The sequence below is a fragment of the Streptomyces sp. NPDC045470 genome (assembly GCF_040646595.1).
Classification (GTDB): Bacteria; Actinomycetota; Actinomycetes; order Streptomycetales; family Streptomycetaceae; genus Streptomyces.
The window spans coordinates 151,268-175,870 of sequence record NZ_JBEZAN010000001.1 but is presented as its reverse complement, the minus strand read 5'-3'; the positions used below and the strand labels follow the sequence as shown (position 1 = coordinate 175,870).

Here is a 24,603-nt window from a genome sequence, read left to right as displayed (position 1 = left end):
TAAAATTTTGGTTATGGCTGACGGTACGGAGAAGAGCGGGCGGCGCGGCGGATCGCCGGCGGCCGCGGACGGCGGCGGGCTCTCGCTGCGCGAACTCAAGAAGATCCGGACCCGCGAACGGATCTCCGGCGAAGCGACCCGGCTGTTCGTCGAGCGCGGCTTCGACCACGTCACGGTCGCCGAGGTCGCCCGCGCCGCCGAGGTCTCGACGATGACGGTCTTCAACTACTTCCCCCGCAAGGAGGACCTCTTCCTCGACCGCGTCCCCGAGATCGTGGAGCTGGTGACGCGCGCCGTACGGGAGCGGGGCGAGGGGCGCTCGCCACTGGAGGCGCTGCAGGGCCTCGCGCTCGACCTGCTGGAGCGGCGGCACCCGCTCGCCGGGGTGGGGGAGGGGGTCGGTTACTGGTGGCGGGTGCTGGTGGAGTCGCCGGCGTTGATGGCGCGCGGGCGTGAGGCGCTGGACGAGTTCCAGGGCACGCTCGCCGGACTGTTCGCGGAGGCCGAAGGGGCCGGGCCGGACGCGTACGGGCCGAGACTGGCCGCGGCGCTGACCGTGGCCGGGTACCGCTCCGTGTACGCGACGGTGGTCCGGCGGCAGCTCGCGGGTGCCCCGGTCGAGGAGATCGCCGCGGAAGAGGGGGAGCTGTTGCGGCACACGTTCGAGGTGCTGTCACGGGTGGTGCGGACGGGGTCGCCGGTGCACGAGTCCTGAAGTGTCGGACCGATCGCACGGCGCCCGGAGCGCCGGACCGGCTGCACGCGCCCCGGGGCGCCAGGCCGACCGCACACGCCCCGGGGCGCCGGACCGGCCGTACGTACCCCGAAGCACCCGACCGGCCGCGGGTACCCCGAAGCGCCGGTCCGGCCGCGGGTATCCCAAAGCACCGGACCGGCCGCGGGTACCCAGGAGCGCCGCACGGCCCCAGAAATCGAACAGCGTCCACCCGGCGCCCACCCCGGCCGTGACTTCGGACACCTTCGCCCCGATGCCGGTTTCCCGCCGCCGCGGCCCCGGTACCGGAGGGAACCGGGACCACCGGACGCGCGTGGGTGAAGGGGGGTACGGCCTGTGGGTGATCGCCAGGAAGAGACGCGAGCCGCCGTGCGTTGACATCAGCGACCACACGTTCGGGTGAAGCGGTGCGACAGAGCCCGTAATTCGAATGCGCGTGCTATAGGCTCGTGTGTGGCATCAATAAGACATCGCCGCGGCAGCCCCCATACCCTGGGGCGGGGGCTCGCCCAGCTTCCGTGCCCACCGGGCTCGGCGCCCGGACGACCGGGTCGCCCGACCGCCGCCGTCAGGGCCGCACGCAGCTGGGCCGCGGCCTCCCGCCCCTCTCCAGAAAGGTGCCGACCGGCGTGGCCGACCGTCTCATCGTTCGTGGCGCTCGCGAGCACAACCTCCGGAACGTCTCGCTCGACCTGCCCCGAGACTCCCTGATCGTCTTCACGGGGCTCTCCGGCTCGGGCAAGTCCTCGCTCGCCTTCGACACGATCTTCGCCGAGGGGCAGCGCCGCTATGTCGAGTCGCTCTCCTCCTACGCCCGGCAGTTCCTCGGGCAGATGGACAAGCCCGATGTGGACTTCATCGAGGGCCTGTCCCCCGCGGTCTCGATCGATCAGAAGTCGACCTCGCGCAACCCGCGCTCCACGGTCGGCACGATCACCGAGGTCTACGACTACCTCCGCCTGCTGTTCGCCCGGATCGGCAAGCCGCACTGTCCCGAGTGCGGCGACCCGATCGCCCGGCAGTCGCCGCAGGCCATCGTCGACAAGGTCCTGGAACTGCCCGAGGGCAGCCGCTTCCAGGTGCTGGCCCCGCTGGCGCGCGAGCGCAAGGGCGAGTTCGTCGACCTCTTCTCCGACCTCCAGACCAAGGGCTACAGCCGTGCCCGCGTGGACGGGGAGACGATCCAGCTCTCCGACCCGCCGAAGCTCAAGAAGCAGGAGAAGCACACGATCGAGGTGGTCGTCGACCGCCTGACCGTCAAGGACAGCGCCAAGCGGCGGCTGACCGACTCCGTCGAGACCGCGCTCGGTCTGTCCGGCGGCATGGTCATCCTCGACTTCGTCGACCTGGACGAGGACGACCCGCAGCGCGAGCGGATGTATTCGGAGCACCTGTACTGCCCGCGCGACGACCTGTCGTTCGAGGAGCTGGAGCCCCGCTCGTTCTCCTTCAACTCGCCCTTCGGCGCCTGCCCCGACTGCACCGGCATCGGTACGCGCATGGAGGTCGACCCCGAGCTGATCATCCCGGACGAGGAGAAGTCCCTCGACGAGGGCGCCGTCCACCCCTGGTCGCACGGCCACACCAAGGAGTACTTCGGCCGGCTGGTCGGCGCGCTCGCCGACGCCCTCGGCTTCCGTACGGACATTCCGTGGGCCGGACTGCCGCAGCGCGCCAAGAAGGCCGTCCTCAACGGCCACCGCACCCAGATCGACGTGCGCTACCGCAACCGCTACGGCCGCGAGCGCTCGTACACCACCGCGTTCGAGGGCGCCGTGCCGTTCGTCAAGCGGCGCCACCAGGAGGCGGAGAGCGACAGCAGCCGCGAGCGCTTCGAGGGCTACATGCGCGAGGTGCCCTGCCCGACCTGTGAGGGCACACGGCTGAAGCCGATCGTCCTCGCCGTCACGGTCAAGGGCCGCTCGATCGCCGAGGTCTCGGCCATGTCGATCAGCGACTGTGCCGACTTCCTGCGGGAGATGAAGCTCGACGCCCGCGAGAAGAAGATCGCCGAGCGGGTCCTCAAGGAGGTCAACGAGCGGCTGAAGTTCCTGGTCGACGTCGGCCTGGACTACCTCTCGCTGAACCGCGCCGCGGGCACCCTCTCCGGCGGCGAGGCCCAGCGCATCCGGCTCGCCACCCAGATCGGCTCCGGCCTGGTCGGCGTGCTGTACGTGCTCGACGAGCCGTCCATCGGCCTGCACCAGCGCGACAACCACCGGCTCATCGAGACGCTGGTGCGCCTGCGCGACATGGGCAACACCCTGATCGTCGTGGAGCACGACGAGGACACGATCAAGGTCGCCGACTGGGTCGTGGACATCGGCCCGGGCGCCGGCGAGCACGGCGGCAAGGTCGTGCACAGCGGCACGATGAAGGAACTCCTGGCGAACAAGGAGTCGGTCACCGGGCAGTACCTGTCCGGCAAAAAGGCCATCGTGACGCCCGAGGTGCGGCGGCCCGCCGACCCCGAGCGGCAGCTGACGGTGCACGGCGCGAAGGAGAACAACCTCCGCGACATCACCGTCTCCTTCCCGCTCGGCGTGCTCACCGCGGTCACCGGCGTCTCCGGCTCCGGCAAGTCCACGCTCGTCAACGACATCCTCTACACCCACCTGGCGCGTGAGCTGAACGGCGCCAAGTCGGTGCCGGGCCGCCATGTCCGGGTCGCGGGCGACGACCTGGTGGACAAGGTCGTGCACGTCGACCAGTCGCCGATCGGCCGTACGCCGCGCTCCAACCCGGCGACGTACACCGGCGTCTTCGACAACATCCGCAAGCTGTTCGCGGAGACGATGGAGGCCAAGGTCCGCGGCTACCTCCCCGGGCGCTTCTCCTTCAACGTCAAGGGCGGCCGCTGCGAGAACTGCGCGGGCGACGGCACGATCAAGATCGAGATGAACTTCCTGCCGGACGTGTACGTGCCGTGCGAGGTCTGCCACGGCGCGCGCTACAACCGGGAGACGCTGGAGGTCCACTACAAGGGCAAGTCCATCGCCGAGGTGCTGGACATGCCGATCGAGGAGGCGCTGAGCTTCTTCGAGGCCGTACCGACCATCGCCCGGCACCTGAAGACGCTCGACGAGGTGGGCCTGGGCTACGTCCGGCTCGGGCAGTCCGCGCCGACGCTGTCCGGCGGTGAGGCGCAGCGCGTCAAGCTCGCCTCCGAGCTGCAGAAGCGCTCCACCGGCCGTACGGTCTACGTCCTGGACGAGCCGACCACCGGTCTGCACTTCGACGACATCAGCAAGCTGATCAAGGTGCTGTCCGGCCTGGTCGACAAGGGCAACTCGGTCATCGTCATCGAGCACAACCTCGACGTGATCAAGACCGCCGACTGGATCGTGGACATGGGTCCCGAGGGCGGCAACGGCGGCGGCCTGGTCGTCGCCGAGGGCACGCCGGAGGAGGTCGCGGCGGTCCCCGCCAGCCACACCGGCAAGTTCCTGCGCGACATCCTGGGCGACCGGGTCAGCGACGCGGGGCCGGCCACGGCCGGCGGGGCGAAGAAGCGCGCGGCGAAGAAGACCGTCGCCGCGACGAAGGCCCCGGCGAAGAAGACCGTCTCGGCGAAGACCGGCACCAAGGCAGTCGCCGCGAAGCCGACGGCGAAGAAGGCGGCCGCCAAGAAGACGGCGGTCAAGAAGACGGCGGTCAAGAAGACGGCGGCCGAGAAGGCGACGAGGGCCCGCCGGGCCTGACCGCCGCCGGACGAGCCGACGGGCCGCCGTCCCACCCGTAAGGGGAGGGGCGGCGGCCCGTCGTCGTCATGAGGCGGGTGATCCGCCCGGCCGCCGTGGGCAGCGCGGTCCGCCCGCCGCCGCACAGGCCCCCGGGCGGCCGGGCCCGCCCGTGTCACCGTTTCGGATGCGGAGCCCGCCGTCCGGTACCACTGTTCCGGCTGCGAGGCCCGCCGTCCGGTACCGCCGCTACGGCTGCGAGGCCCGCCGCCCCGTCACTCCGGCCCTACCAGCTCCGTCGCGTACGGCGGCTGCGCGCCCGGCCGGGAGCAGGTCACCGCGGCCGCGCGGGCCGCGAAGCCGAGGGTGTCGCGCCAGGCGTCGGGGGCGAGCGCGGCGAGCGCGTCGGGGGACAGGGCGCCGTGCGCGTCGAGACGGTGCAGCAGGGCCGCGTTGACGGTGTCGCCCGCGCCGATCGTGTCGGCGACCGCCACCCGCTCACCGGGCACCGCGATCTCCGCACCGCCCGGCGTCAGCACGGACAGCCCGTCGCCGCCGCGCGTGAGCACGACCGCCGCGGGACCGGCCGCCAGCCAGTCCTTCACCGCGGCCGCGACACCCCCGGGACCGGCCAGCCACTCCGCGTCCTCCTCCGAGAGCTTCAGCAGCGTGACGTGCGGCAGCCAGGCGCGGAACCGGGCGCGGTAGGCGTCCGGGTCCGCGATCAGCCCGGCGCGGATGTTGGGGTCCAGCGCCGTGAAGAGCCCCTGCTCCGCCGAGCGGCGCAGCAGCGCCTCGTACGCGCTCGCGCCCGGCTCCAGCACCAGTGAGCAGGTGCCGAACGACACCGCCCGTGCCGCGGCGGGCAGTTCGGCCGGAAGGGTGAACAGCCGGTCGGCGGTACCGTCGGCGTAGAAGCCGTAACCGGCCGAGCCGTCCGGGCTGATGTCCGCGACGGCCAAGGTGGTGGGCTCGGTGCCGCGCTGGACGAGCGAGGTGTCCACGCCGTCCGCCCGCAGCCCGCGCAGCAGTTCCTCACCGAACGTGTCGGTGGAGATCCGCGAGCAGAACGCGGCGGGCGAGCCGAGCCGCCCGAGGGCGAGCGCGGTGTTGTACGGGCCGCCGCCCCGGCGCGGCAGCAGCGCGGGCAACGGCCCGTCCCCGGACGGCGACGACGAGCTGGGGACGAGGTCGATCAGGGCCTCGCCGGCGACGACGATCACGACAGTCCTGGCCTTTCTGGGGGAGGAACGGGGTGAGTGGGTCGGTGTCCGGCGCCGGTGCAGCCGCAGGAGTCGCGGTGCACGTACGTACAGGGCAGCCGGAGAGTGCGTGGCGGGCGGTCCGGTTCCTCCAGCCGCTCCAGCAGCAGCCGGACCGCGGCGGCCCCGATCTCCTTGCTGGGCTGGGAGATCGCGGTCAGGCGCGGTGCGAAGAGATCGGCCCAGGAGAAGTCGTCGAAGCAGACCAGGGCGATGTCACGGGGGACGTCGCGGCCCAGGTCGCGCAGCGCGCGCAGGGTACCGATGGTCATCGCGTTGTTGGCGGTGATGATCGCGGTGGGCGGTTCGGGGGCGGCCAGCAAATGGCGGGTGGCGTCCTGGGCGCCCTCCGCCTCGGAGTTGCCGCCGGCCAGGAGTTCGGGGGCGAAGGGCAGACCGCGGGCGCGCAGGCCCTCGCGGTAGCCCTGGACGCGTTCGGTGGTGGTGCTCAGGCCGGGCAGCCCGGCCACCAGTCCGATACGGGTGTGGCCGAGGCCGGCGAGGTGCTCGACGAGCTGCCGTACGGGGGCGGTGTTCTCGGCGCAGACCTGGTCGTACGCGTCGCCGACGAGCCGGTCGAGGAAGACGGCCGGAACCTTGCGCCGGGTCAGGTAGTCGACCATGCCCGCCGGTTCGGCGGACGGCGCGACGATCATGCCGTCCACCCGGCGTTCGTGCAGCAGCCGGACGACCTTCTGCTCGTGCGCGGGGTCGTCGTGGGGATCGGCGATCAAGAGGCTGTAGCCGGCTTCCAGGGCGCCGGCCTCGACGCCCTGGAGGATCTCGGTGAAGTACGGGTTGCTGATCGCGGAGACCGCGAGACCTATGGAGCGGGTGCGCGCGGTGACCAGGGAACGGGCCAGCGTGTTGTGGGTGTAGCCCAGCTCGTCGATGGCCTTCAGGACGGCGGCGCGGGTGTCGGGGCGTACCGGCCGGGTCTCGTTGAGCACGTGCGAGACCGTGGCCACGGAGACTCCCGCCTGCCGCGCCACATCGACCATCGTCGTCATCCGGTCCGTCTCCCCGAGTCCGTCGCCCTGTTCCGTCGGCCGGAGGAGGTCCGGCTGCCGGTACGTAGTCCATCACAGCCTAGACGTAAACGCTTGCGCAAACGTTTACCCCCGGGTTACGTTCACGCCGCTCCATCCCGCAACACCCGCAACACCGCACGAAGACGTGAGGAGGCGCCATGCGCGCTGTCGTGGTCACCGAGCCGGGCCGTACCGCCCTGACCGAGGTTCCCGATCCCCGGCCGGAACCCGCGGAGGTCGTCGTGCGCGTCTCCTCCTGCGGGCTGTGCGGGACCGACATGCACATCCTGGGCGGCGAGCTGCCCGCCGTGCCCTACCCGCTGGTCCCCGGCCACGAGCTGACCGGTGACGTGGTGGCCGTCGGCGAGGGCGTCACCAGCCCGGCCGTCGGCGACCGGGTCGCGGTCAACCCGAACATGCCGTGCGGCGCCTGTCACTACTGCCGCATCGGCCGCGCCAACCTCTGCGAGGACTACCGGGCGATCGGCGTCACCCAGGCGGGTGGTTTCGCCGAGCTGGTCGCCGTCCCCGCACGCTGCTGCCACCTCGTCCCGGAGTCCTTCTCCGAGGCCGCAGCGGGCCTGATCGAGCCGCTGTCCTGCGCGGTGCACGGCCTGAACCGGCTGCCCCGCCGCCCCGGCGAGCACTACCTGATCTACGGCGCCGGAACGATGGGCCTGATGATGGCCGCGCTGGTCCGCACCGCCGGCGCCGCCTCGGTGTCCGTCGTGGACCTCAACAAGGACCGGCTGGCCTTCGCCGAGAGCTTCGGTCTGGACGCCGCCGTCACCAGCGCCGACCAGTTGGGCCGTGAGCCCGGCTTCGAGGTGGTCATCGACGCGACCGGCGCGATCCCGGCCATCGAGGACGGCCTCGGCCGGGTCCGCAAGGGCGGTACGTTCCTCCAGTTCGGCGTCACCGACCCGGCCCGCTCCGCGAAGTTCTCGCCGTACCTGGTCTACCACCACGAGATCGACATCATCGGCTCGATGGCCGTCCACAACAGCTTCCAGCCCGCCATCGACGTACTGGAAGCCGGTCTCGACCTCGACCCGCTGGTCAGCGACGTGTACGGGCTGGAGGACTTCGACGAGGCGGTGGCCCGCTTCCGGGCCGGCACCGGCCGCAAGATCCACATCGCGCCGCAGCGGGGCTCCCGTACGGCGGGCCCGCAGTCCGCGCGAAAGGGGTGACCGGCCGTGCCCGCACGCATCAAGAACGCCCTGATCTGGGTCTTCGGCGCCCTCGGCGGCATTCTGTGGGGCTATGACACCGGCGTCATCTCCGGCGCCATGCTCTTCATCAAGAACGACATCGCGCTGACGCCGCTCCTGGAGGGCATGGTCGTCTCCGGCCTGCTGGTCGGCGCGATGCTGGGCGCCGGCCTGTCCGGACGGCTGTCCGACTCCTGGGGCCGGCGCCGGCTGATCCTCGCCGCCTCCGCCGTCTTCATCCTCGGCACCCTCGGCGCCTCCCTGGCCACCACCCCCTGGACGCTGATCGCCTTCCGCTTCGTGATCGGCACCGGCGTGGGCATCGCCTCCGTCGTCGTACCGCTCTACCTGACGGAGCTGGCGCCCAAGCACCTGCGCGGCGGGCTGACCTCGCTGATGCAACTGCTGGTCACGGTCGGCATCTTCCTCGCGTACGTCACCGACTACCTGCTCGCCGGCGCCGAGGCGTGGCGCTGGATGATCGGCTTGGGCGTGGTGCCCGCCGCGATCCTCGCGCTCGGCATCGTCACCCAGCCGGAGAGCCCCCGCTGGCTGGTCGGCAAGGGCCGCAACGACGAGGCGCGGCACGTGCTGACGCGGCTGCGCGGTACGGACGGCGCGGCCGACGCCGAACTGGCCGAGATCGAGGAGACCGAGCGCACCGAACGCGCCGAGAGCCGCTCGCTGACCCTCCGGGACCTCGCGGCGCCGCGGCTGCGGCCGGTCCTCCTCGCCGGGATGCTGCTGGTCTTCTTCCAGAACTTCGTCGGCATCAACACGATCATCTACTACGCCCCGACGCTGCTCACCGACATCGGCTTCGGCTCCGACGGCGCGATCCTCGCCAACGTCGGCATAGGGCTGCTGAACATGCTGATGACGCTGCCCGCCATGCGGCTGATCGACCGCAAGGGACGCAAGCCGCTGCTCCTGTACGGCGCGCTCGGGATGTGCGCCGCGATGCTCGTGCTGGCCGTCACCAACCTGTCCGGCCTCGGGTACGGGGCGGCGCTGTCCACCCTCACCCTGTTCGGCATCGCCCTGTACATCGCGTCCTTCGCCGTCTCCTGGGGACCGGTGCAGTGGGTGATGCTGCCGGAGCTGTTCCCGATGCGCATCCGGGCCGCCGCGGTGAGCCTGTGCGTCATGTTCAACTGGCTGTTCAACATGGTCGTCTCGCTGGTCTTCCCGACCCTGCTGCGCGCCTGGGGCGCCGGCGTGAACTTCCTGTTCTTCGCCGTGACGACGTGCGCCGCCTTCCTCTTCGTACGGAAGCTGCTGCCGGAAACCAAGGGCCGCAGCCTGGAGGAGATCGAACGGGACCTGCTCAAGGGCCGTCCGGGGCATCCGGAGGGCCGCGACGGGGGCCGGTCGGGTCACCCCGAAGCGGACGGATCGGTACCGGTATCGTCGGGAGCCGACGCCGCAGGGTGACGCCGCGCCCTGACCGAAAACCCGGGAGTACGACATGAGCCAGCCCCCCGCCCGCCGGACCGTGCTGCGAGGGGCCGCGCTCGTCGGCGCGGCGGGCTTCGGCGTCGCCGCCTGCTCCGGCGGTGGCTCGGACGAGTCGTCCGCGACGCCCGCCGAGCCCGTCGCCCTGGGCGCCGCCGCCGAGGTACCGGTCGGCGGCGCCAAGCTGTACCGCGAGAGCCGCCTGCTCGTCTCGCAGCCCGAGAAGGGCCGGTTCAAGTGCTTCAGCGCCAAGTGCACCCACGCGGGATGCGTACTGGACAAGATCGAGCGGAACCAGGGCAACTGCCCCTGCCACGGCAGCCGGTTCGACGTGACGACCGGCAAGGTCATCCAGGGGCCGGCCTCCAAGCCGCTGCCGGAGGTCCCCGTCAAGGCCGAGGGCGGGAAGCTGATCGCGGGCTGACGGGCTGACGGGCTGACAAGCCGACGGGCCGACGGGCCGGCGGGTGACCGTGTGGACGCCGGGCGCCGTCACACAGCGCAGTTGGCCGGAAACGGACTGCTCGGCGGCGGGGGACTGACAGGGGGCCGGGTGACGATCTACGATCGCACGACGCGTGGCACGGATGGCGCGCGAGGGGGTGTCGTCGTGCTGGTTTCCTCGTGTCTCCACCCGGCGGCGGCAGCATGACCGGGCGTCGCTACCGGGTCGGCTGCCCTCCTGTCCCCACAAGCCATGGAGAGCCACCCGCGATGCACTGGAGGCGACTGCGCCGCCGCTGCCGGCGCGTGATCGACGGGATACCGCTGCCCGAGCCGTTCTCCGCCCAGGAACTGTGCGTCCGGCTCGCCGCCGACCGGGACCGCCCGTTGCGGCTGCTGACCCTGCCCACCCCGACCGGGCTGGGCATGCCGACCGGCATGTGGCTGGCGACCGAGGAGGGCGACTACGTCTTCTACGACGCGCAGACCAGCCCGCTCCACCAGGAGCACATCATCCTCCACGAGATCGGCCACCTGGTCTGCGACCACCGCATGGCCGTCGAGGACCCCCGGCTCTTCCGGCACATCGACATCGGGGACCCGGCGTCCATCCGGCGGGCCCTGGGCCGCACCCGCTACTCCGACCGGCAGGAGCAGGAGGCGGAGATGATCGCCAGCCTGATCCTGGAGGGCGCCGGCCGGGTGCCCGCGCCGACGCTGCTGTCCGGCACGCTCGGCGGACTGGCGTCCGGCATGGGCCTGCGGTCCGGTACGGGCCCGCGGGGCACCCGTCACCCGGGGGCACCGTGCTCACGTGGCTGACGGACCTCGCCTGGCTGGAGAACGCCGGCATCGTGGCCCTGTGGGCCGTGGTGCTCGCCCGGGCGCCGCAGGGCCTCAAGGACCGGGCGCAACGGCCTCTGTGGTTCGCCATCGTGATGATCGCGCTGGCCATGTCGATGCACCTGGAGCCGGTCACCGCCGTCCTGGCCCGCCTCGTGCCGGGCGCCCACTGGGTGGACCTGACCACGCACCTGTTCAGCATCGTCGACGCGGCCGCCGTGCTGTGGTTCATCTTCCAGGCGGCGGGGCGGCAGCGCCGTACCGTCCTGGTGTTCGGCGCCGCACTCGCCGTCATGCTGGCGCTCGTCGCGCTCGACCTGACCGGGCCGCCGCACGCGCGCAACCAGATCACGCCGTCGCCGGACATCCCGAGCGTGCCGGACGCCTACTGGTACGTCTTCTTCGCCTTCCACCTGACGGCCGACACCACCTGCGGGTTCGTCTGCTGGGCCCAGGGCCGTACCGGCGCGCCCCGGCTGCTGCGGTACGGGCTGCGGCTGTTCGGCACCGGCATCCTGCTGGCGTCGCTGCTGTGGGTGCTCAAACTGGCCTACCTTCGGACCCGTTCACCGGTGTTCGGCCCGCTGTTCTCGCCGGTCACCGGCGTCGAAGCGCTGTTCATCGCGGCAGGCGTGGCGCTGCCCGTGGTGGCCGGGGCCCGGCAACTGTGGCGGGACCGCGCGTCCTACCGGGGGCTGGCCGTGCTGTGGCGGGAGCTGACGGCGGTCACCCCCGATGTGGTCCTGGGGCCGGGCAGCCGGCTGCGCAACGCCGTGCTGCCGCTCCAGCTACGCCTGTACCGGCGCGTCATCGAGATCCGCGACGCGATGATCGTGCTGCGGGACTACGTCACCCCGGACACGCTGGACGGGGTCCGACGGCACGTGGGGGAGCGGGACGTTCCCGAGCACCTGGCCGACGCGCACGTCACCGCCTGCTGGCTGGCCGCCGCCCTGCACGCGCGGCGCACCGGGGAGGCGCCGCGGGCCCAGACGGCCAACCTCGCGGGCCCCGGCGCGGGCGATCTCGGCGAGGAGGTCCGCCACCTGCTGCGGATCGCGGATGCCTACCGGTCTCCCGTGGTACGCGAGTACCGGGCGGTACACGTCGGCAGCGGGTGACGGTGCCGTACCGCGGCCCGCCGCCGACGGGCCGCCGTTTCCCTACGAGGAGAGGAAGACCGTGCTCATTGCCTTCGCCCTGACGCCCATGGGCGTGGAGGAGAACGGCGCGGCGTACGTCGCCGACGCGATCAAGATCATTCGGGAGTCCGGGCTGCCGAACCGCTCGGACTCCATGTACACGATGATCGAGGGGGACTGGGACGAGGTCATGGACGTCGTCAAGCGCGCCACCGAGGCCGTCGCCGACCGGGTGCCGCGCGTCCAGGCCAGCATCAGGATCGACGTATGGCCGGGGATGGACCGCCCGCTGGACGGCAAGATCTCGATGCTGGAACGGCGCGTCGCGGACAACGCGGCGGTCGCGGGCGCCCTGGACGGCCGTACGGCGGCCGCGGACGCCGACGCGTCGGGTGTCCCGGCCACCGGAACGGGGCCGGTCTCCTAGAGCGCCTCCCCGCTACTCGGGGGCGCCCCCGGGGGCGCCCCGCCCGGATCACCCCCAGTCCCACCCGATCCCCACGATCCCGGGCCGTACGCCTTGCTCCACCAGGTGTACGGCCCGGTGCTGCCCGCTCAGCGTCAGCTCCTGCTGGCCCGAGCGGGGCGCGCCCGCCTTGGTCTGCGTGAAGCGGCGGCAGCGCACCGGCAGCGCCGCTTCGTCGAAGCACACCTGGAGGACGTACTGGCCGCCGGCGAAGCGGAAGCCGCGTACGTACTCCGCGCTCTGGCCGCCGCTGCCGTCCTCGAAGCCGTGGCCGAAGACGTGGGTGTCGCCGGTGCGCAGCCGTACGTCGAAGAGCAGCTCGGCGACCACCATCGCGGTGGCCGCGTTCCGGCGCACCCGCCCCAGGCGGCAGTTCTCGCCGGCCGTGACGGTCACCCGTGACGGGTCGCAGCCCGCGTCACCCTGGTGGATGGCGATGTAGCGGTCCACGCCGTCCCGGTGGGCGCGTACCACCTGGAGGGAGCGCCGCCCGCTCAGTTCGCGGCCGGCTCCGATGTGCACCCATTCGTGGTGGCCGACCGTGTGCAGCCCACCGTCCGCCGGCGCCTCCAGCTCGGCGAGGAGGGCGTGCAGGGCGTCGGAGGGGTCGAAGAGCGAGCGGTAGGAGCGGGCGGCGGGTCGCTCCGTCGTCTCGGCCCGCGCCCCGCCCTCGGGGACCAGCAGCCGGTGCAGGGAGCGTGCGGGCAGGTCGAGGACTTCCTCCAGGGCCCGTACGGCGCGCAGCGACTCGGGGCGTTGCGGGCGCCGCGCCCCCTGCTGCCAGTAACTCAGACTTGTCACACCGACCTTGATGCCGCGCTGTGCCAGCTTGTGCTGGACGCGGTGCAGGGCGAGACCGCGCGCGGCCAGAGCGGCCCGCAGGGCCAGGTGGAACGGGCCGGTCCGCAAAATCTGTGTCAGTTCGGCCAAGTGGGGGGAGACCGGGCCGCTTTCCGGGTGGGCCCGATGCGCCTGGTGCGGGGTCCGTTCGTGTGCTTCCCGATATGCGTGAGGTGTTTCCTGAGACGCCCCATGGGGTGTTTCCTGAGGCGTTCCATGAGGTGTATGTGGTGCCTGCTGTGTCATGTGCTGATTCATCGCCCAACCCTCCGGCGCGCGCGGTGAACGTTCACAACCGGACTTCACACCGTGCGCTGTCCCTGCCTGTCCGCTGCAGTACGCCGGGCACGAGCCGTTCACACCCGGCACCGGACGTCCACACCCCCATGTCACCCCGCATTGAAGCGTGTTGACCTGCTCCCGACAACACCCGATGCTCCTGACCAGCATCCGGATGCGCTCCTCCATCCCCACCCCCCTCATCGGGAGAGGAACGCCATGACCTGTGCACCACGCACCCGCGGCGCACGCCGCAGATGGCTGTCGGCCGCGGCACTGTCGGCCGCCGCGCTGACCGCCGTACCCGCCACACCCGCCACCGCCGCGCCCGCCCCCACCGGCACGGCGGCCCGGACGGCAGTCGCCGCGTCCGCCCCCCAGGGTGTGACGGCCGCCAACCGGCTCAACATACCCATGCAGGCCCAGGAGCAGACCAACTGGTGCTGGGCCGCGTCCGGCAACACCATCGCCACCTTCTACGGCAAGAGATACAGCCAGAACCAGTTCTGCAACGCCGCCTTCAACCGTCAGCAGGGCAGCAACTGCCCCAACAACCAGGCCACACTCGGGAATGTGCAGAACGCCTTCGACTGGATGGGCGTCAACCCGGGCTCGTACGTCACGGGCTACCTGCGCTACGGCACCGTCCAGAGCGAGATCAACGCGGGGCGCCCCGTGGAGACCCGCATCCAGTGGTCCTCGGGCGGCGGACACATGCACGTGATCTACGGTTTCGACACCGCCAGGAACTGGGTGTACTGGGGAGACCCGTGGGGCTCCAACAGCCGCTACAACTGGGGCGACTACAACTACTACGTCAACGGCAACTCCTTCTCCTGGACCCACTCCCTCTACCGGATCGGAGCCTGAGGCCATGACCGAGCACAGAGCTCCGGCCGTATCCGGCACCGCCGCCGGGCGCTGCACCCCGGCCCTTCGCGCCGCCATAAGGGCCGCCGCCACCGGCGCGCTCACCGCCGCCTTCCTCGGCCTCGCGCCGCAGGGCGCGCTGGCCGCCACCCCCGCGCCGCCGCCCGCGCCCGCCGCGTCGACCGTCACCGCCGCCCGCACGGCGGCCACCGCGCCGGACACCCTCGCGACGCTCTCCCGCTTCTTCGCCCGCGACGGTGCGGTCGCCCCGGTGAAGGCGCGGCCGCGGATCGAGGGGCGGACCGTGCCCGTGTACGTCCTCTCGGCCGACTTCGTCCGCGGCAAGGCGGGGGCGCCCGTCTCCCGGCTGGAGTTCCTGGCCAGCACGGCGGTCTCCGCCGACGGGCAGAAGGCGTCCGTGTGGACCGCCGAGTCCGGCGGCGCCTGGAAGGTCGTCAACATCGCGACCGGCGACGACGAGGCCCGCTACAGCGCGGCCGGCGACGGCGGCACGGTCTTCCAGGAGCCGCAGATCAACGCCTGGTACGAGCAGCGCGGCGACCGCGTCCGCCCGCTGGACGCCGAGGCGCGCAAGGCGATCGGCGCGGGCGGCACCACCGTGGCCGCGTACCAGAAACGCGTGGCGAAGGCGTACGGCGACAAGCTGCCCGGCTCCGCGTACGACCGGCGCGGCGCCGCCGGCGGGTACGGCCCGCAGGCGTCCGGCGCGGATGACGGGGCCGCCCGGCAGGGTACGGCCGGGCAGCCCGTCGCGGCCGGCGCCACGGCGGGCGACAGCAGCGGCCCGGTGACCGCCGCCTCGGCCGTCGCGGGCACCGCCGCCCTGCTCGCCCTCGGGCTCTCCGGCGCCGCGGCGCTGCGCCGGCGCCACAGCCGCTGAGACCCGCCCGGGGAGCCGCACCGGGGCCGCCGCCCCGGCTCCCCGGACCCGGCTCCCCGGACCCGCGGCCGGAAGGCCACCACCGCATCACCGCCCCCGGCACCCGGCCCGGACGAACCCCACCGCCCGGGCCGGGCGCGCCCCGCGCCCGCGCGTACGGCAGCGCCTCTTCCCGCGCCGTATGCCCGGCGTGCATGCCCTCCGCCGCCCACGGTCCGCCCGCTGTCACCGCCCCCAAGTAGGGTGGGCGGCATGGCAGACCCCAGCAGTTACCGACCCAAGCCGGGACAGATCCCCGACTCGCCCGGGGTCTACAGATTCCGTGACGAGTACCGCCGCGTCATCTACGTCGGCAAGGCCAAGAGCCTGCGCCAGCGCCTGTCCAGCTACTTCCAGGACCTGGCCAACCTCCACCCGCGTACGCGCACGATGGTCACCACAGCGGCCTCCGTCGAGTGGACGGTCGTCAACACCGAGGTCGAGGCGCTTCAGCTCGAATACACCTGGATCAAGGAGTACGACCCGCGGTTCAACGTCAAGTACCGCGACGACAAGAGCTATCCGTACCTGGCCGTCACCCTCAACGAGGAATACCCCAGGGTCCGGGTCATGCGCGGCGCCAAGAAGAAGGGCGTGCGCTACTTCGGCCCGTACGGCCAGGCCTGGGCCATCCGCGAGACCGTCGACCTGATGCTGCGCGTCTTCCCCGTACGGACCTGCTCCGCCGGTGTCTTCAAGCGCTCCGCCCAGATCGGCCGCCCCTGCCTGCTCGGCTACATCGGCAAGTGCTCGGCCCCCTGCGTCGGCCGCGTCTCCCCCGAGGAGCACCGCGAACTGGCCGAGGAGTTCTGCGACTTCATGGCCGGCCGTACGGGTGCGTACATCCGCCGCCTGGAGAAGTCCATGCAGGAGGCGGCCGAGGAGATGGAGTACGAGCGGGCCGCCCGGCTGCGCGACGACGTGGACGCGCTCCGGCGGGCCATGGAGAAGAGCGCCGTGGTGCTCGCCGACGCCACCGACGCCGACCTGATCGCCCTCGCCGAGGACGAGCTGGAAGCGGCCGTGCAGATCTTCCACGTCCGCGGCGGCCGGGTGCGCGGCCAGCGCGGCTGGGTCACCGACAAGGTCGAGAACGTGGACAGCGCCGCCCTCGTCGAGCACGCCCTCCAGCAGCTTTACGGCGAGGAGAGCGGTGACGCCGTGCCCAAGGAAGTGCTGGTCCCGGCGCTGCCCGACCCCGTCGAACCGGTCCAGCAGTGGCTCACGGACCGCCGCGGGTCCAACGTCTCGCTGCGCATCCCGCAGCGCGGCGACAAGAAGGACCTGATGGCCACCGTCCAGCGCAACGCCCAGCAGGCGCTGGCCCTGCACAAGACCAAGCGCGCCTCCGACCTGACCACCCGCTCCCGCGCCCTGGAGGAGATCGCCCAGGCCCTCGGCCTGGACTCGGTGCCGCTGCGCATCGAGTGCTTCGACATCTCCCACCTCCAGGGCGACGACGTGGTGGCCTCGATGGTGGTCTTCGAGGACGGCCTGGCCCGCAAGAGCGAGTACCGCCGCTTCCAGATCAAGACCTTCGAGGGCCAGGACGACGTCCGGGCCATGCACGAGGTCATCGGCCGCCGCTTCCGGCGCTACCTCCAGGAGAAGCAGCAGACGGGGGAGTGGGACGAGGAGACGCCCGCCGGCGGGGACGCGCCGCCGGCCGCCGGACCCGTCGGCGGGCCCGTCACCGCCTCCGCCGACGAGGACGCTCCCGTGGCCACCGGCCCCACCGACGAGGAGGGCCGCCCCAAGCGCTTCGCGTACCCGCCGCAGCTCGTCGTCGTGGACGGCGGCCAGCCGCAGGTCGCCGCCGCCCAGCGGGCCCTGTCCGAGCTGGGCATCGACGACGTCGCCGTCTGCGGCCTGGCCAAGCGCCTCGAAGAGGTCTGGGTGCCCGACGAGGACGACCCCGTCGTCCTGCCCCGCAGCAGCGAGGGCCTCTACCTCCTCCAGCGCGTCCGTGACGAGGCCCACCGCTTCGCCATCGCCTACCAGCGCAACAAGCGCGGCAAGCGTCTCAAGGCCGGGCCGCTGGACAGCGTCCCCGGCCTCGGCGAGAGTCGCCGACAGGCCCTGCTGAAGCACTTCGGCTCGGTCAAGCGGCTGCGCGCCGCGCGGATCGAGGACATCTGCGAGGTGCCGGGGATCGGCCGCAAGACGGCCGAGACGATCGCGGCGGCGCTGGCCGGAGCGGCTCCGGCCGCCCCGGCGGTGAACACCGCCACAGGAGAGATCATTGAGGATGACGCGACCCCGCCGGCCGCGTTGTCATCAGAACGGGGGCAGGAACGATGAGCAGCAGTACCGAGCAGCACAGGCACGACACGCGGGAAGCCCAGGACACCCGGCCTTCCCGCACGACCGAGAGAGACGGTGCACAGGTGAGTACGGGCACGATGCGCGATGCCGACGCGGGCGAGAGCGCCGCCATCCCCGAGCTGGTGATCATCTCCGGGATGTCCGGGGCCGGCCGCAGCACGGCCGCCAAGTGCCTGGAGGACCTCGGCTGGTTCGTCGTCGACAACATCCCGCCCGAGCTGATCCCGCCCATGGTCGAGCTGGGCGCCCGCTCGCAGGGCAACGTCGCCCGCATCGCCGTCGTCGTCGACGTCCGCGGCCGGCGCTTCTTCGACAACCTCAAGGAGTCCCTGGCCACCCTCGACGCGCAGAGCGTCAAGCGCCGCATCGTCTTCCTGGAGTCCTCCGACGAGGCCCTGGTGCGCCGCTTCGAGTCCGTCCGCCGCCCGCACCCCCTCCAGGGTGACGGGCGCATCGTGGACGGCATCGCCGCCGAGCGCGACCTGCTGCGCGAGCTGCGCGGCGACGCCGACCTGGTCATCGACACCTCCAGCCTGAACGTCCACGAGCTGCGCGCCAAGATGGACGCCCAGTTCGCCGGCGAGGAGGTGCCCGAGCTGCGCGCGACGGTCATGTCCTTCGGCTTCAAGTACGGCCTGCCCGTCGACGCCGACATGGTCATCGACTGCCGCTTCATCCCCAACCCGCACTGGGTCCCCGAGCTGCGCCCGTACACCGGCCTGAACGACGAGGTCTCCGGCTACGTCTTCGGCCAGCCCGGCGCCAAGGAGTTCCTGGACGGCTACGCGGAGCTGCTGCGCATCGTCGCCGAAGGCTACCGCCGCGAGGGCAAGCGGTACGTGACCATCGCCGTCGGCTGTACGGGTGGCAAGCACCGCAGCGTCGCCATGTCCGAGAAGCTCGCCCACCGCCTGGTCTCCGAAGGCGTCGAGACCGTTGTCGTCCACCGGGACATGGGGCGCGAATGACCGCCCGTCCCCTGCGGCTGCGCCGGGTCCGCAAGCTGGTCCCGGGCAGCCGCTCCGGCAGGGGCGCCACGCCCAAGGTCGTGGCGCTCGGCGGCGGCATGGGTCTGTCCGCCTCGCTCGCCGCGCTGCGCCGCATCACCGGCGACCTGACCGCCGTGGTCACCGTCGCCGACGACGGCGGCTCCAGCGGGCGGCTCCGCGACGAACTGGGCGTCCTGCCGCCCGGCGACCTGCGCAAGGCACTCGCCGCGCTGTGCGGGGACGACGACTGGGGCCAGACCTGGTCCCGGGTGATCCAGCACCGCTTCACCAGCGAGGGCGAACTGCACGACCACGCCGTCGGCAACCTCCTCATCGTCGCCCTGTGGGAACAGCTCGGCGACCACGTCCAGGCCCTCGACCTGGTCGGCAAGCTGCTCGGCGCGCACGGCCGGGTGCTGCCCATGTCCGCCGTACCCCTGGAGCTCCAGGCCCTGGTCAAGGGCCACGACGAGACCCGCCCGGACGAGATCTCCACGGTCCGCGGCCAGGCCACGGTCGCGCTGACCCCCGGCGAGGTGCAGTCCGTGCACCTCGTCCCGGAGGACCCGCCCGCGGTACCCGAGGTCGTCGCCGCGGTCCGGGACGCGGACTGGGTGGTGCTCGGCCCCGGTTCCTGGTTCTCCTCCGTCATCCCGCACCTGCTCGTGCCCGAACTGCGCGAGGCACTGGAGGAGACCAAGGCCCGTAAGGTCCTCTCGCTGAACCTGGCACCCCAGCCCGGCGAAACCGATGGCTTTTCCCCGCAGCGTCATTTGGAGGTTTTGGCCCGACACGCCCCTAAACTCGCCTTCGACGTGGTGCTGGCCGACCGGGCCGCCGTGCCCGACACCGAGAGCCTGACCGTCGCTGCCAAACAGCTCGTGGGCAGCGAGGTCGAGCTGGCGGAGGTCGCCGCGCCCGGCAGCCCCTGCGGCACGGCGGAGACCCACAAGGGTGCCGCCCGGCACGACCCGGAGCTGCTGGCCGCCGCGTACGACCGTATTTTTCGGATGCATGGAAGGATCGGCCCATGGCGATGACGGCAGCGGTGAAGGACGAAATCTCCCGGCTCCCCGTCACCCGGACCTGCTGCCGGAAGTCGGAGGTCTCGTCGATCCTGCGGTTCGCGGGTGGTCTGCACCTGGTCAGCGGGCGGATCGTGATCGAGGCGGAGCTGGACACGGGCATCGCCGCCCGGCGGTTGCGCAAGGACATCCTGGAGATCTTCGGCCACTCCTCCGACCTGGTGGTGATGGCCCCCGGCGGCCTGCGGCGCGGCAGCCGCTACGTCGTACGGGTCGTCGCCGGCGGCGACCAGCTCGCCCGTCAGACCGGCCTGGTCGACGGCCGCGGAAGGCCCATCCGCGGCCTGCCCCCGCAGGTCGTCTCCGGAGCCACCTGTGACGCCGAGGCGGCCTGGCGCGGGGCCTTCCTCGCCCACGGCTCGCTCACCGAGCCGGGCCGCTCCTCCTCCCTGGAGGTCACCTGCCCCGGGCCCGAGGCCGCCCTCGCCCTGGTCGGCGCCGCCCGCCGGCTCGGCATCGGCGCCAAGGCCCGCGAGGTGCGCGGCGTGGACCGCGTCGTCGTCCGTGACGGTGATGCGATTGGCGCACTGTTGACGCGCCTGGGTGCCCATGAGTCCGTACTGGCCTGGGAGGAGCGGCGGATGCGCCGCGAGGTCCGCGCCACGGCCAACCGCCTCGCCAACTTCGACGACGCGAATTTGCGCCGTTCGGCGCGTGCGGCGGTTGCGGCGGGGGCCCGGGTTCAGCGCGCCCTGGAAATTCTCGGCGAGGAGGTCCCCGAACACCTCGCCGCGGCCGGCCGCCTGCGCATGGACCACAAGCAGGCGTCCCTGGAAGAACTGGGCGCCCTCGCCGACCCGCCCCTGACCAAGGACGCCGTCGCCGGCCGCATCCGCCGCCTCCTGGCGATGGCCGACAAGCGCGCCCAGGACCTGGGCATCCCCGGCACGGAGTCCAACCTGTCGGAGGAGATGGCGGACGGCATGGTCGGCTGAGATGGCGCGGGTCTCGCGCCGGGAAGCCGGGTAGGGGTTTCGCCGTCCGGCGGCGGGCCGTCCACCATGGCCGACTCCCCGCCCGTACCGGGCCACGCTCTCCCCGGCCCGACCACGGGCCCGGCCCTCCAGACTCCGTCCTACGGCCCGCCCCCTCCCGCCGTACAGCGACCAACGGCCGGTGGGGGCAGACGTCCCCCCATCCACGCCGCGAAAGCCGAACGTGTACGGGAGGGTGCGGGACCGGAGGACGAAGTCTGGAGGGCCCGGGCCCGCACCACCATCGAGCTGCCCGCAGTCGGGACAGGGTTTCGGCGCCCGACGGCGGGCCGGACTCCGTAGCCGACTGGCAGGCCGTGCCGGGTGGCGCCCCCGCAGCCCGGACACGGGACCGGCCCTCCAGACTCCGTCCTACGGCCCGCCCCCCTCCCGCCGTACCGCGACCAACGGCCGGTGGGGGGCAGGCGTCCCCCCACCCCCGTACGTGTCAGCGTGGCGCGTACGGGAGGGCGCGGGACCGGAGGACGAAGTCTGGAGGGCCCGGGCCCGCGCCACCGTCGAGCCGCCCGCAGTACGGCGGAGTTTCGGCGCCCGACGGCGGGCCGGACTCCGTAGCCGACTGGCAGGCCGTGCCGGGTGGCGCCGCCGTGGCCCGGACACGGGGCCGGCCCTCCAGACTTCGTCCTACGGCCCGCCCCCTCCCCGCCGTATGGCGACCGTCGGCCGGTTGGGGCAGGCGTCCGCCCTTTCCGTTGTCGTCGGTCTTCGGGAGGGCGCGGCGGCGGACTTTCTGGCGGGCGGCCACGTGCTGTGAACTGCGTGGGTGCCGGTGGTTCACCGTAGGGCGACGTCTCCGGGAGCTTCTCGGCCACACACTTCGCCATTCGCCACGCCCTGTATTGACTTGATCATGCAGCGTCACCAGTCTGTCGAACGCCTATTCACGAGAAGGACGACGGCAAGGGGGGCTCATGAGACGTAGGGCGAGATCCTTACTCGCGGCAGCGGCGTTGCTGCTGGGAGGGGTGGTGGCGGTGCCCGCCGCGCAGGCGCAGGCGCGGGCGGAGGACGCGGCGGGGCAGGACGCGGTCGGGGTCTGGACGGCCGAGGTCACCAAGGCGCAGGTGCCGCTGCTGCTCACGGCGGGGGTGGACGGCCACGAGCTGAGCGCGCAGGTGCCGAGCACCGGTAAGGCGGAGGTCGAGGTGTACCTCTCCGCCGAGCAGGCCGCCGGGCTGCGCCGGCAAGGTGTGGAGCTGACGCGCAAAATCGTTCCGGCGGAGACGCAGCGCAAGCTCAAGGCTCAGGGGGACGGGGTCTTCCGCCCGTACATGGGTGCCAACGGGCTGATGAAGGAGATGATCGACACCGCGCGGTACCACCGGAACCTCGCGAAGGTCGTCAGCATCGGCAAGACCGTCAAGGGCCGCGACATCATGGCCCTGAAGCTCACCAGGAACGCCGACACGACCGAGGACGGCGCCAAGCCCGCGGTGCTGTACCTGTCCAACCAGCACGCCCGGGAGTGGATCACTCCCGAGATGACCCGCCGGCTGATGCAGTACTACCTGGCCGGGTACGGCAAGGACCCGCGGCTGACCCGGATCCTCGACACCACCGAGCTGTGGTTCGTGCTCTCCGCCAACCCGGACGGTTACGAGCACACCTTCGAGAGCCCGCAGAACCGCCTGTGGCGCAAGAACCTGCGCGACAACAACGGCGACGGCAGGATCACCCCCGGCGACGGCGTCGACCTCAACCGCAACTTCTCGTACAAGTGGGGCTACGACAACGAGGGTTCGTCCCCGAACCCGGCAGGCGAGACCTACCGCGGTCCGGCCGCCGCCTCCGAGCCGGAGACCAAGGCGCTGGACGCCTTCGAGAAGCGCATCGGTTTCCGGTACGCCATCAACTACCACTCCGCCGCCGAGCTGATCCTCTACGGCGTCGGCTGGCAGGTGGCCACCCCCACCCCGGACGACGTCCTCTACCGGGCGCTGGCCGGCACGCCTGAGAAGCCGGCGATTCCCGGCTACCGCCCGCAGGTCTCCTCCGAGTTGTACATCACGAACGGTGAGGCCGACGGGCACGCGTCCAACGTCAACGGCATTCCCATGTTCACCCCGGAGATGTCGACCTGTCAGACGGTGTCCAACGCCGACCCGAACGACGAGTGGAACGCCGCCGACTGCCAGTCCGTCTTCAACTTTCCCGACTCCGAGAAGCTCGTCCAGGCGGAGTTCGAGAAGAACATCCCCTTCGCGCTCTCCGTCGCCGAGAGCGCCCGGCGCCCCGACCAGCCCGTCTCGTCCGTGGGATTGAAGGCGCCGGACTTCACCCCGCACGCCTTCACCACCTCCTACGCCCGCGGCGAGGACCAGGAAGTCGCCGTCACCGCCCGCAAGTCCGTACGTGACAAGGAGCTGAACTACCGCGTCAACGGCGGTCGCCGGCACACGGAAGAGCTGGAGGCGTGGGAGGGCGGCGAGACCTACGGGGGCGAGGACAACCTCCACTTCGACCAGTACCGGGCGTCCGTCGAGGGGGCCGACCCGGGGGACCAGGTCGAGGTCTGGTTCTCCGGCCGTACCCGCGGCGGCAAGACCACCAAGAGTGAACCTTTCACCTACACCGTCGCCGAGCGGCCGCGCGCCGACACCCTCGTCCTCGCCGAGGAGGGCGGCACCACCCCCGCGCGGCACACCGCCGCGTACACCAAGGCCCTCGCCGCCAACGGCCACCGCGCCGCGGTCTGGGACGTCGCCCGGCAGGGCGCCCCGGACGCGCTCGGTGTCCTGAGCCACTTCGACAACGTCGTCTGGTACACCGGAGCGGGCCGCCCGGGCGGCGCCACCCTGCTGGCCGTACGCGACTACCTCAACGAGGGCGGCAAGCTGCTCGCCGCGGGTGAGCAGGCGGGCGGCACCGCCGTGGTCGGCCGGGCCGTGACCGACGACTTCAGCCAGTACTACCTGGGTGCCGGCAGCCGCGTCCCCGTAAAGAACCCGCCCGCCTTCAAGGGCACCGGCAAGCTGGCCGGCGCGGAGGTGGAGCTCGGCGACGCGCCGGGCAACCCGCTGGATTCCGCCGGCGCCCACTCGGTGATCTCCGACGAGCTGCCACCGGCCACGTTCCCCCAGTTCGCCAGTGCCGCAGCCGGCGATTACCCGGGAGTACGGACCCCCTTCCAGCCGTACGAGGGTGACTGGTTCGCCGCCGCGCAGCACCGCGACACCTCCTGGATGCGGCTGTCCCGGGCCGTGGACCTGACGGGCGTGACCGCGGCCGACCGGCCCACCCTCCGCTTCATGCTCAGCCACGACACCGAGGACGGGTACGACAACGCCGTCGTCGAGGCGCACACCGTGGGCAAGGGTGACTGGACGACGCTGCCCGACGCGAACGGCGGCACCCGCACCGACGTACCCGCCGAGTGCGGGGCCGGCTACTACCTGGCCGCGCACCCCTTCCTCCAGCACTACCTGACCCGCACCGGCACCGAGTGCCGCAACACCGGCACCACCGGAGCGTGGCACCGCTTCACCGGCTCCTCGGACGGCTGGCGGCCGGTCGCCGTCGACCTGTCGGCCTACGCCGGGCAGCGTGTCGAGCTGGCGCTCTCCTACATCACCGACCCCAGCACCGGCGGCCGCGGTGTCTTCGTGGACAACACCAGGCTCACCACCGGCACCGGTGGCGAGCCGCTGGAGGGCTTCGAGACCTCCCTCGGGCCCTGGGCCGTCCCCGGCCCGCCCGCGGGCAGCCCGCCCGCCACCGGCGACTGGACCCGTTCCAGGGAGCTGTTCCGGGCCGCCGGGGCGGTGACCACCCGGAACACCGTTCTGCTGGGCTTCGGCCTGGAGCACGTACAGACCGCCACGGATCGGGCGGAACTGGCCGGCGCGGCCCTCAAGGCCCTCGACGGCTGACCGCACCCGTCCTCTCTCGGCGAACAGGGCGGTCCGTGGCCCCAGAGTGGGCCCGGACCGCCCCTGTCAATGTCACGTACGTCTCGTATTGGGGGTAGGGTCGGAGGCGGTCGGGGACATCCCATACAGCTCGCCGGT

Annotated in this window: 18 protein-coding genes; 15 read left to right on the top strand and 3 right to left on the bottom strand. The window is 72.1% G+C overall.

Features of this window, described 5'->3' with window-relative positions; all coding sequences use genetic code 11:
- Positions 1-13: 13 nt before the first annotated feature.
- Together AB0A97_RS00830 and uvrA are read left to right on the top strand one after the other, a co-directional pair.
- Entirely contained in the window at positions 14-715 is a 702-nt protein-coding gene (locus AB0A97_RS00830) for a TetR/AcrR family transcriptional regulator (protein WP_361142568.1), read from the top strand.
- 650 nt (positions 716-1,365) lie between these two features.
- A complete protein-coding gene (gene uvrA / locus AB0A97_RS00825; protein WP_361142565.1) occupies positions 1,366-4,437 on the top strand; it encodes an excinuclease ABC subunit UvrA in 3,072 nt (1,023 codons plus the stop codon).
- A 254-nt stretch (positions 4,438-4,691) separates the two neighbouring features.
- Here uvrA and AB0A97_RS00820 read toward each other — a convergent pair whose 3' ends face one another.
- Both AB0A97_RS00820 and AB0A97_RS00815 read right to left on the bottom strand, forming a co-directional pair.
- Positions 4,692-5,639 (bottom strand): carbohydrate kinase, encoded by a 948-nt coding sequence (locus AB0A97_RS00820; protein WP_361142562.1) that lies wholly within the window; start codon positions 5,637-5,639, stop codon positions 4,692-4,694.
- On the bottom strand, positions 5,636-6,688 hold the full coding sequence (locus AB0A97_RS00815) for a LacI family DNA-binding transcriptional regulator (RefSeq protein WP_361142559.1): 1,053 nt from the start codon (positions 6,686-6,688) through the stop codon (positions 5,636-5,638). The genes AB0A97_RS00820 and AB0A97_RS00815 overlap by 4 nt, the downstream gene beginning before the upstream one ends.
- A 179-nt stretch (positions 6,689-6,867) precedes the next feature.
- On the opposite strand from AB0A97_RS00815, the gene AB0A97_RS00810 reads away from it, so the two are divergent.
- The 6 genes from AB0A97_RS00810 (at position 6,868) to AB0A97_RS00785 (ending at position 12,234) form a co-directional block, all read left to right on the top strand.
- The gene (locus tag AB0A97_RS00810) at positions 6,868-7,902 is read left to right on the top strand and encodes a zinc-dependent alcohol dehydrogenase family protein (RefSeq protein WP_361142556.1); all 1,035 of its coding nucleotides are present in this window, start codon (positions 6,868-6,870) and stop codon (positions 7,900-7,902) included.
- Between the two features lie 6 nt (positions 7,903-7,908).
- Complete coding sequence (locus AB0A97_RS00805) at positions 7,909-9,357, top strand: sugar porter family MFS transporter (RefSeq protein WP_361142553.1); 1,449 nt, start codon at positions 7,909-7,911, stop codon at positions 9,355-9,357.
- 34 nt (positions 9,358-9,391) lie between these two features.
- Positions 9,392-9,802 carry a Rieske 2Fe-2S domain-containing protein gene (locus AB0A97_RS00800; RefSeq protein WP_361142550.1) on the top strand — a complete coding sequence of 137 codons (411 nt, stop codon included), beginning with the start codon at positions 9,392-9,394 and terminating at the stop codon, positions 9,800-9,802.
- Positions 9,803-10,092: 290 nt separating this feature from the next.
- Complete coding sequence (locus tag AB0A97_RS00795) at positions 10,093-10,644, top strand: hypothetical protein (protein ID WP_361142547.1); 552 nt, start codon at positions 10,093-10,095, stop codon at positions 10,642-10,644.
- A complete protein-coding gene (locus AB0A97_RS00790; RefSeq protein WP_361142544.1) occupies positions 10,629-11,786 on the top strand; it encodes an MAB_1171c family putative transporter in 1,158 nt (385 codons plus the stop codon). The genes AB0A97_RS00795 and AB0A97_RS00790 overlap by 16 nt, the downstream gene beginning before the upstream one ends.
- Before the next feature lie 61 nt (positions 11,787-11,847).
- Entirely contained in the window at positions 11,848-12,234 is a 387-nt protein-coding gene (locus AB0A97_RS00785; RefSeq protein ID WP_361142541.1) for an MTH1187 family thiamine-binding protein, read from the top strand.
- A gap of 48 nt (positions 12,235-12,282) precedes the next feature.
- Here the strand turns inward: AB0A97_RS00785 and AB0A97_RS00780 are convergent, their stop codons facing one another.
- A complete protein-coding gene (locus AB0A97_RS00780) occupies positions 12,283-13,203 on the bottom strand; it encodes a hypothetical protein (RefSeq protein ID WP_361142538.1) in 921 nt (306 codons plus the stop codon).
- Positions 13,204-13,611: 408 nt separating this feature from the next.
- On the opposite strand from AB0A97_RS00780, the gene AB0A97_RS00775 reads away from it, so the two are divergent.
- From AB0A97_RS00775 to AB0A97_RS00745, 7 genes are all read left to right on the top strand, one after another.
- The gene (locus AB0A97_RS00775; RefSeq protein WP_361142535.1) at positions 13,612-14,262 is read left to right on the top strand and encodes a papain-like cysteine protease family protein; all 651 of its coding nucleotides are present in this window, start codon (positions 13,612-13,614) and stop codon (positions 14,260-14,262) included.
- A gap of 4 nt (positions 14,263-14,266) precedes the next feature.
- Positions 14,267-15,163: a hypothetical protein gene (locus AB0A97_RS00770; RefSeq protein ID WP_361142532.1), complete on the top strand. Its 897-nt coding sequence runs from the start codon at positions 14,267-14,269 to the stop codon at positions 15,161-15,163.
- A 252-nt stretch (positions 15,164-15,415) separates the two neighbouring features.
- Complete coding sequence (gene uvrC, locus AB0A97_RS00765) at positions 15,416-17,503, top strand: excinuclease ABC subunit UvrC (RefSeq protein WP_361142529.1); 2,088 nt, start codon at positions 15,416-15,418, stop codon at positions 17,501-17,503.
- On the top strand, positions 17,500-18,495 hold the full coding sequence (gene rapZ, locus AB0A97_RS00760; protein WP_361142526.1) for an RNase adapter RapZ: 996 nt from the start codon (positions 17,500-17,502) through the stop codon (positions 18,493-18,495). Before uvrC ends, rapZ begins: the two co-directional genes overlap by 4 nt.
- Positions 18,492-19,556 carry a uridine diphosphate-N-acetylglucosamine-binding protein YvcK gene (gene yvcK, locus AB0A97_RS00755; protein WP_361142523.1) on the top strand — a complete coding sequence of 355 codons (1,065 nt, stop codon included), beginning with the start codon at positions 18,492-18,494 and terminating at the stop codon, positions 19,554-19,556. Before rapZ ends, yvcK begins: the two co-directional genes overlap by 4 nt.
- Positions 19,547-20,536, top strand: a complete 990-nt coding sequence (whiA, locus tag AB0A97_RS00750; RefSeq protein WP_003987139.1) for a DNA-binding protein WhiA — start codon at positions 19,547-19,549, stop codon at positions 20,534-20,536. The genes yvcK and whiA overlap by 10 nt, the downstream gene beginning before the upstream one ends.
- A 971-nt stretch (positions 20,537-21,507) precedes the next feature.
- Positions 21,508-24,465 (top strand): M14 family zinc carboxypeptidase, encoded by a 2,958-nt coding sequence (locus tag AB0A97_RS00745; RefSeq protein ID WP_361142520.1) that lies wholly within the window; start codon positions 21,508-21,510, stop codon positions 24,463-24,465.
- The last annotated feature ends 138 nt before the right edge of the window (positions 24,466-24,603 follow it).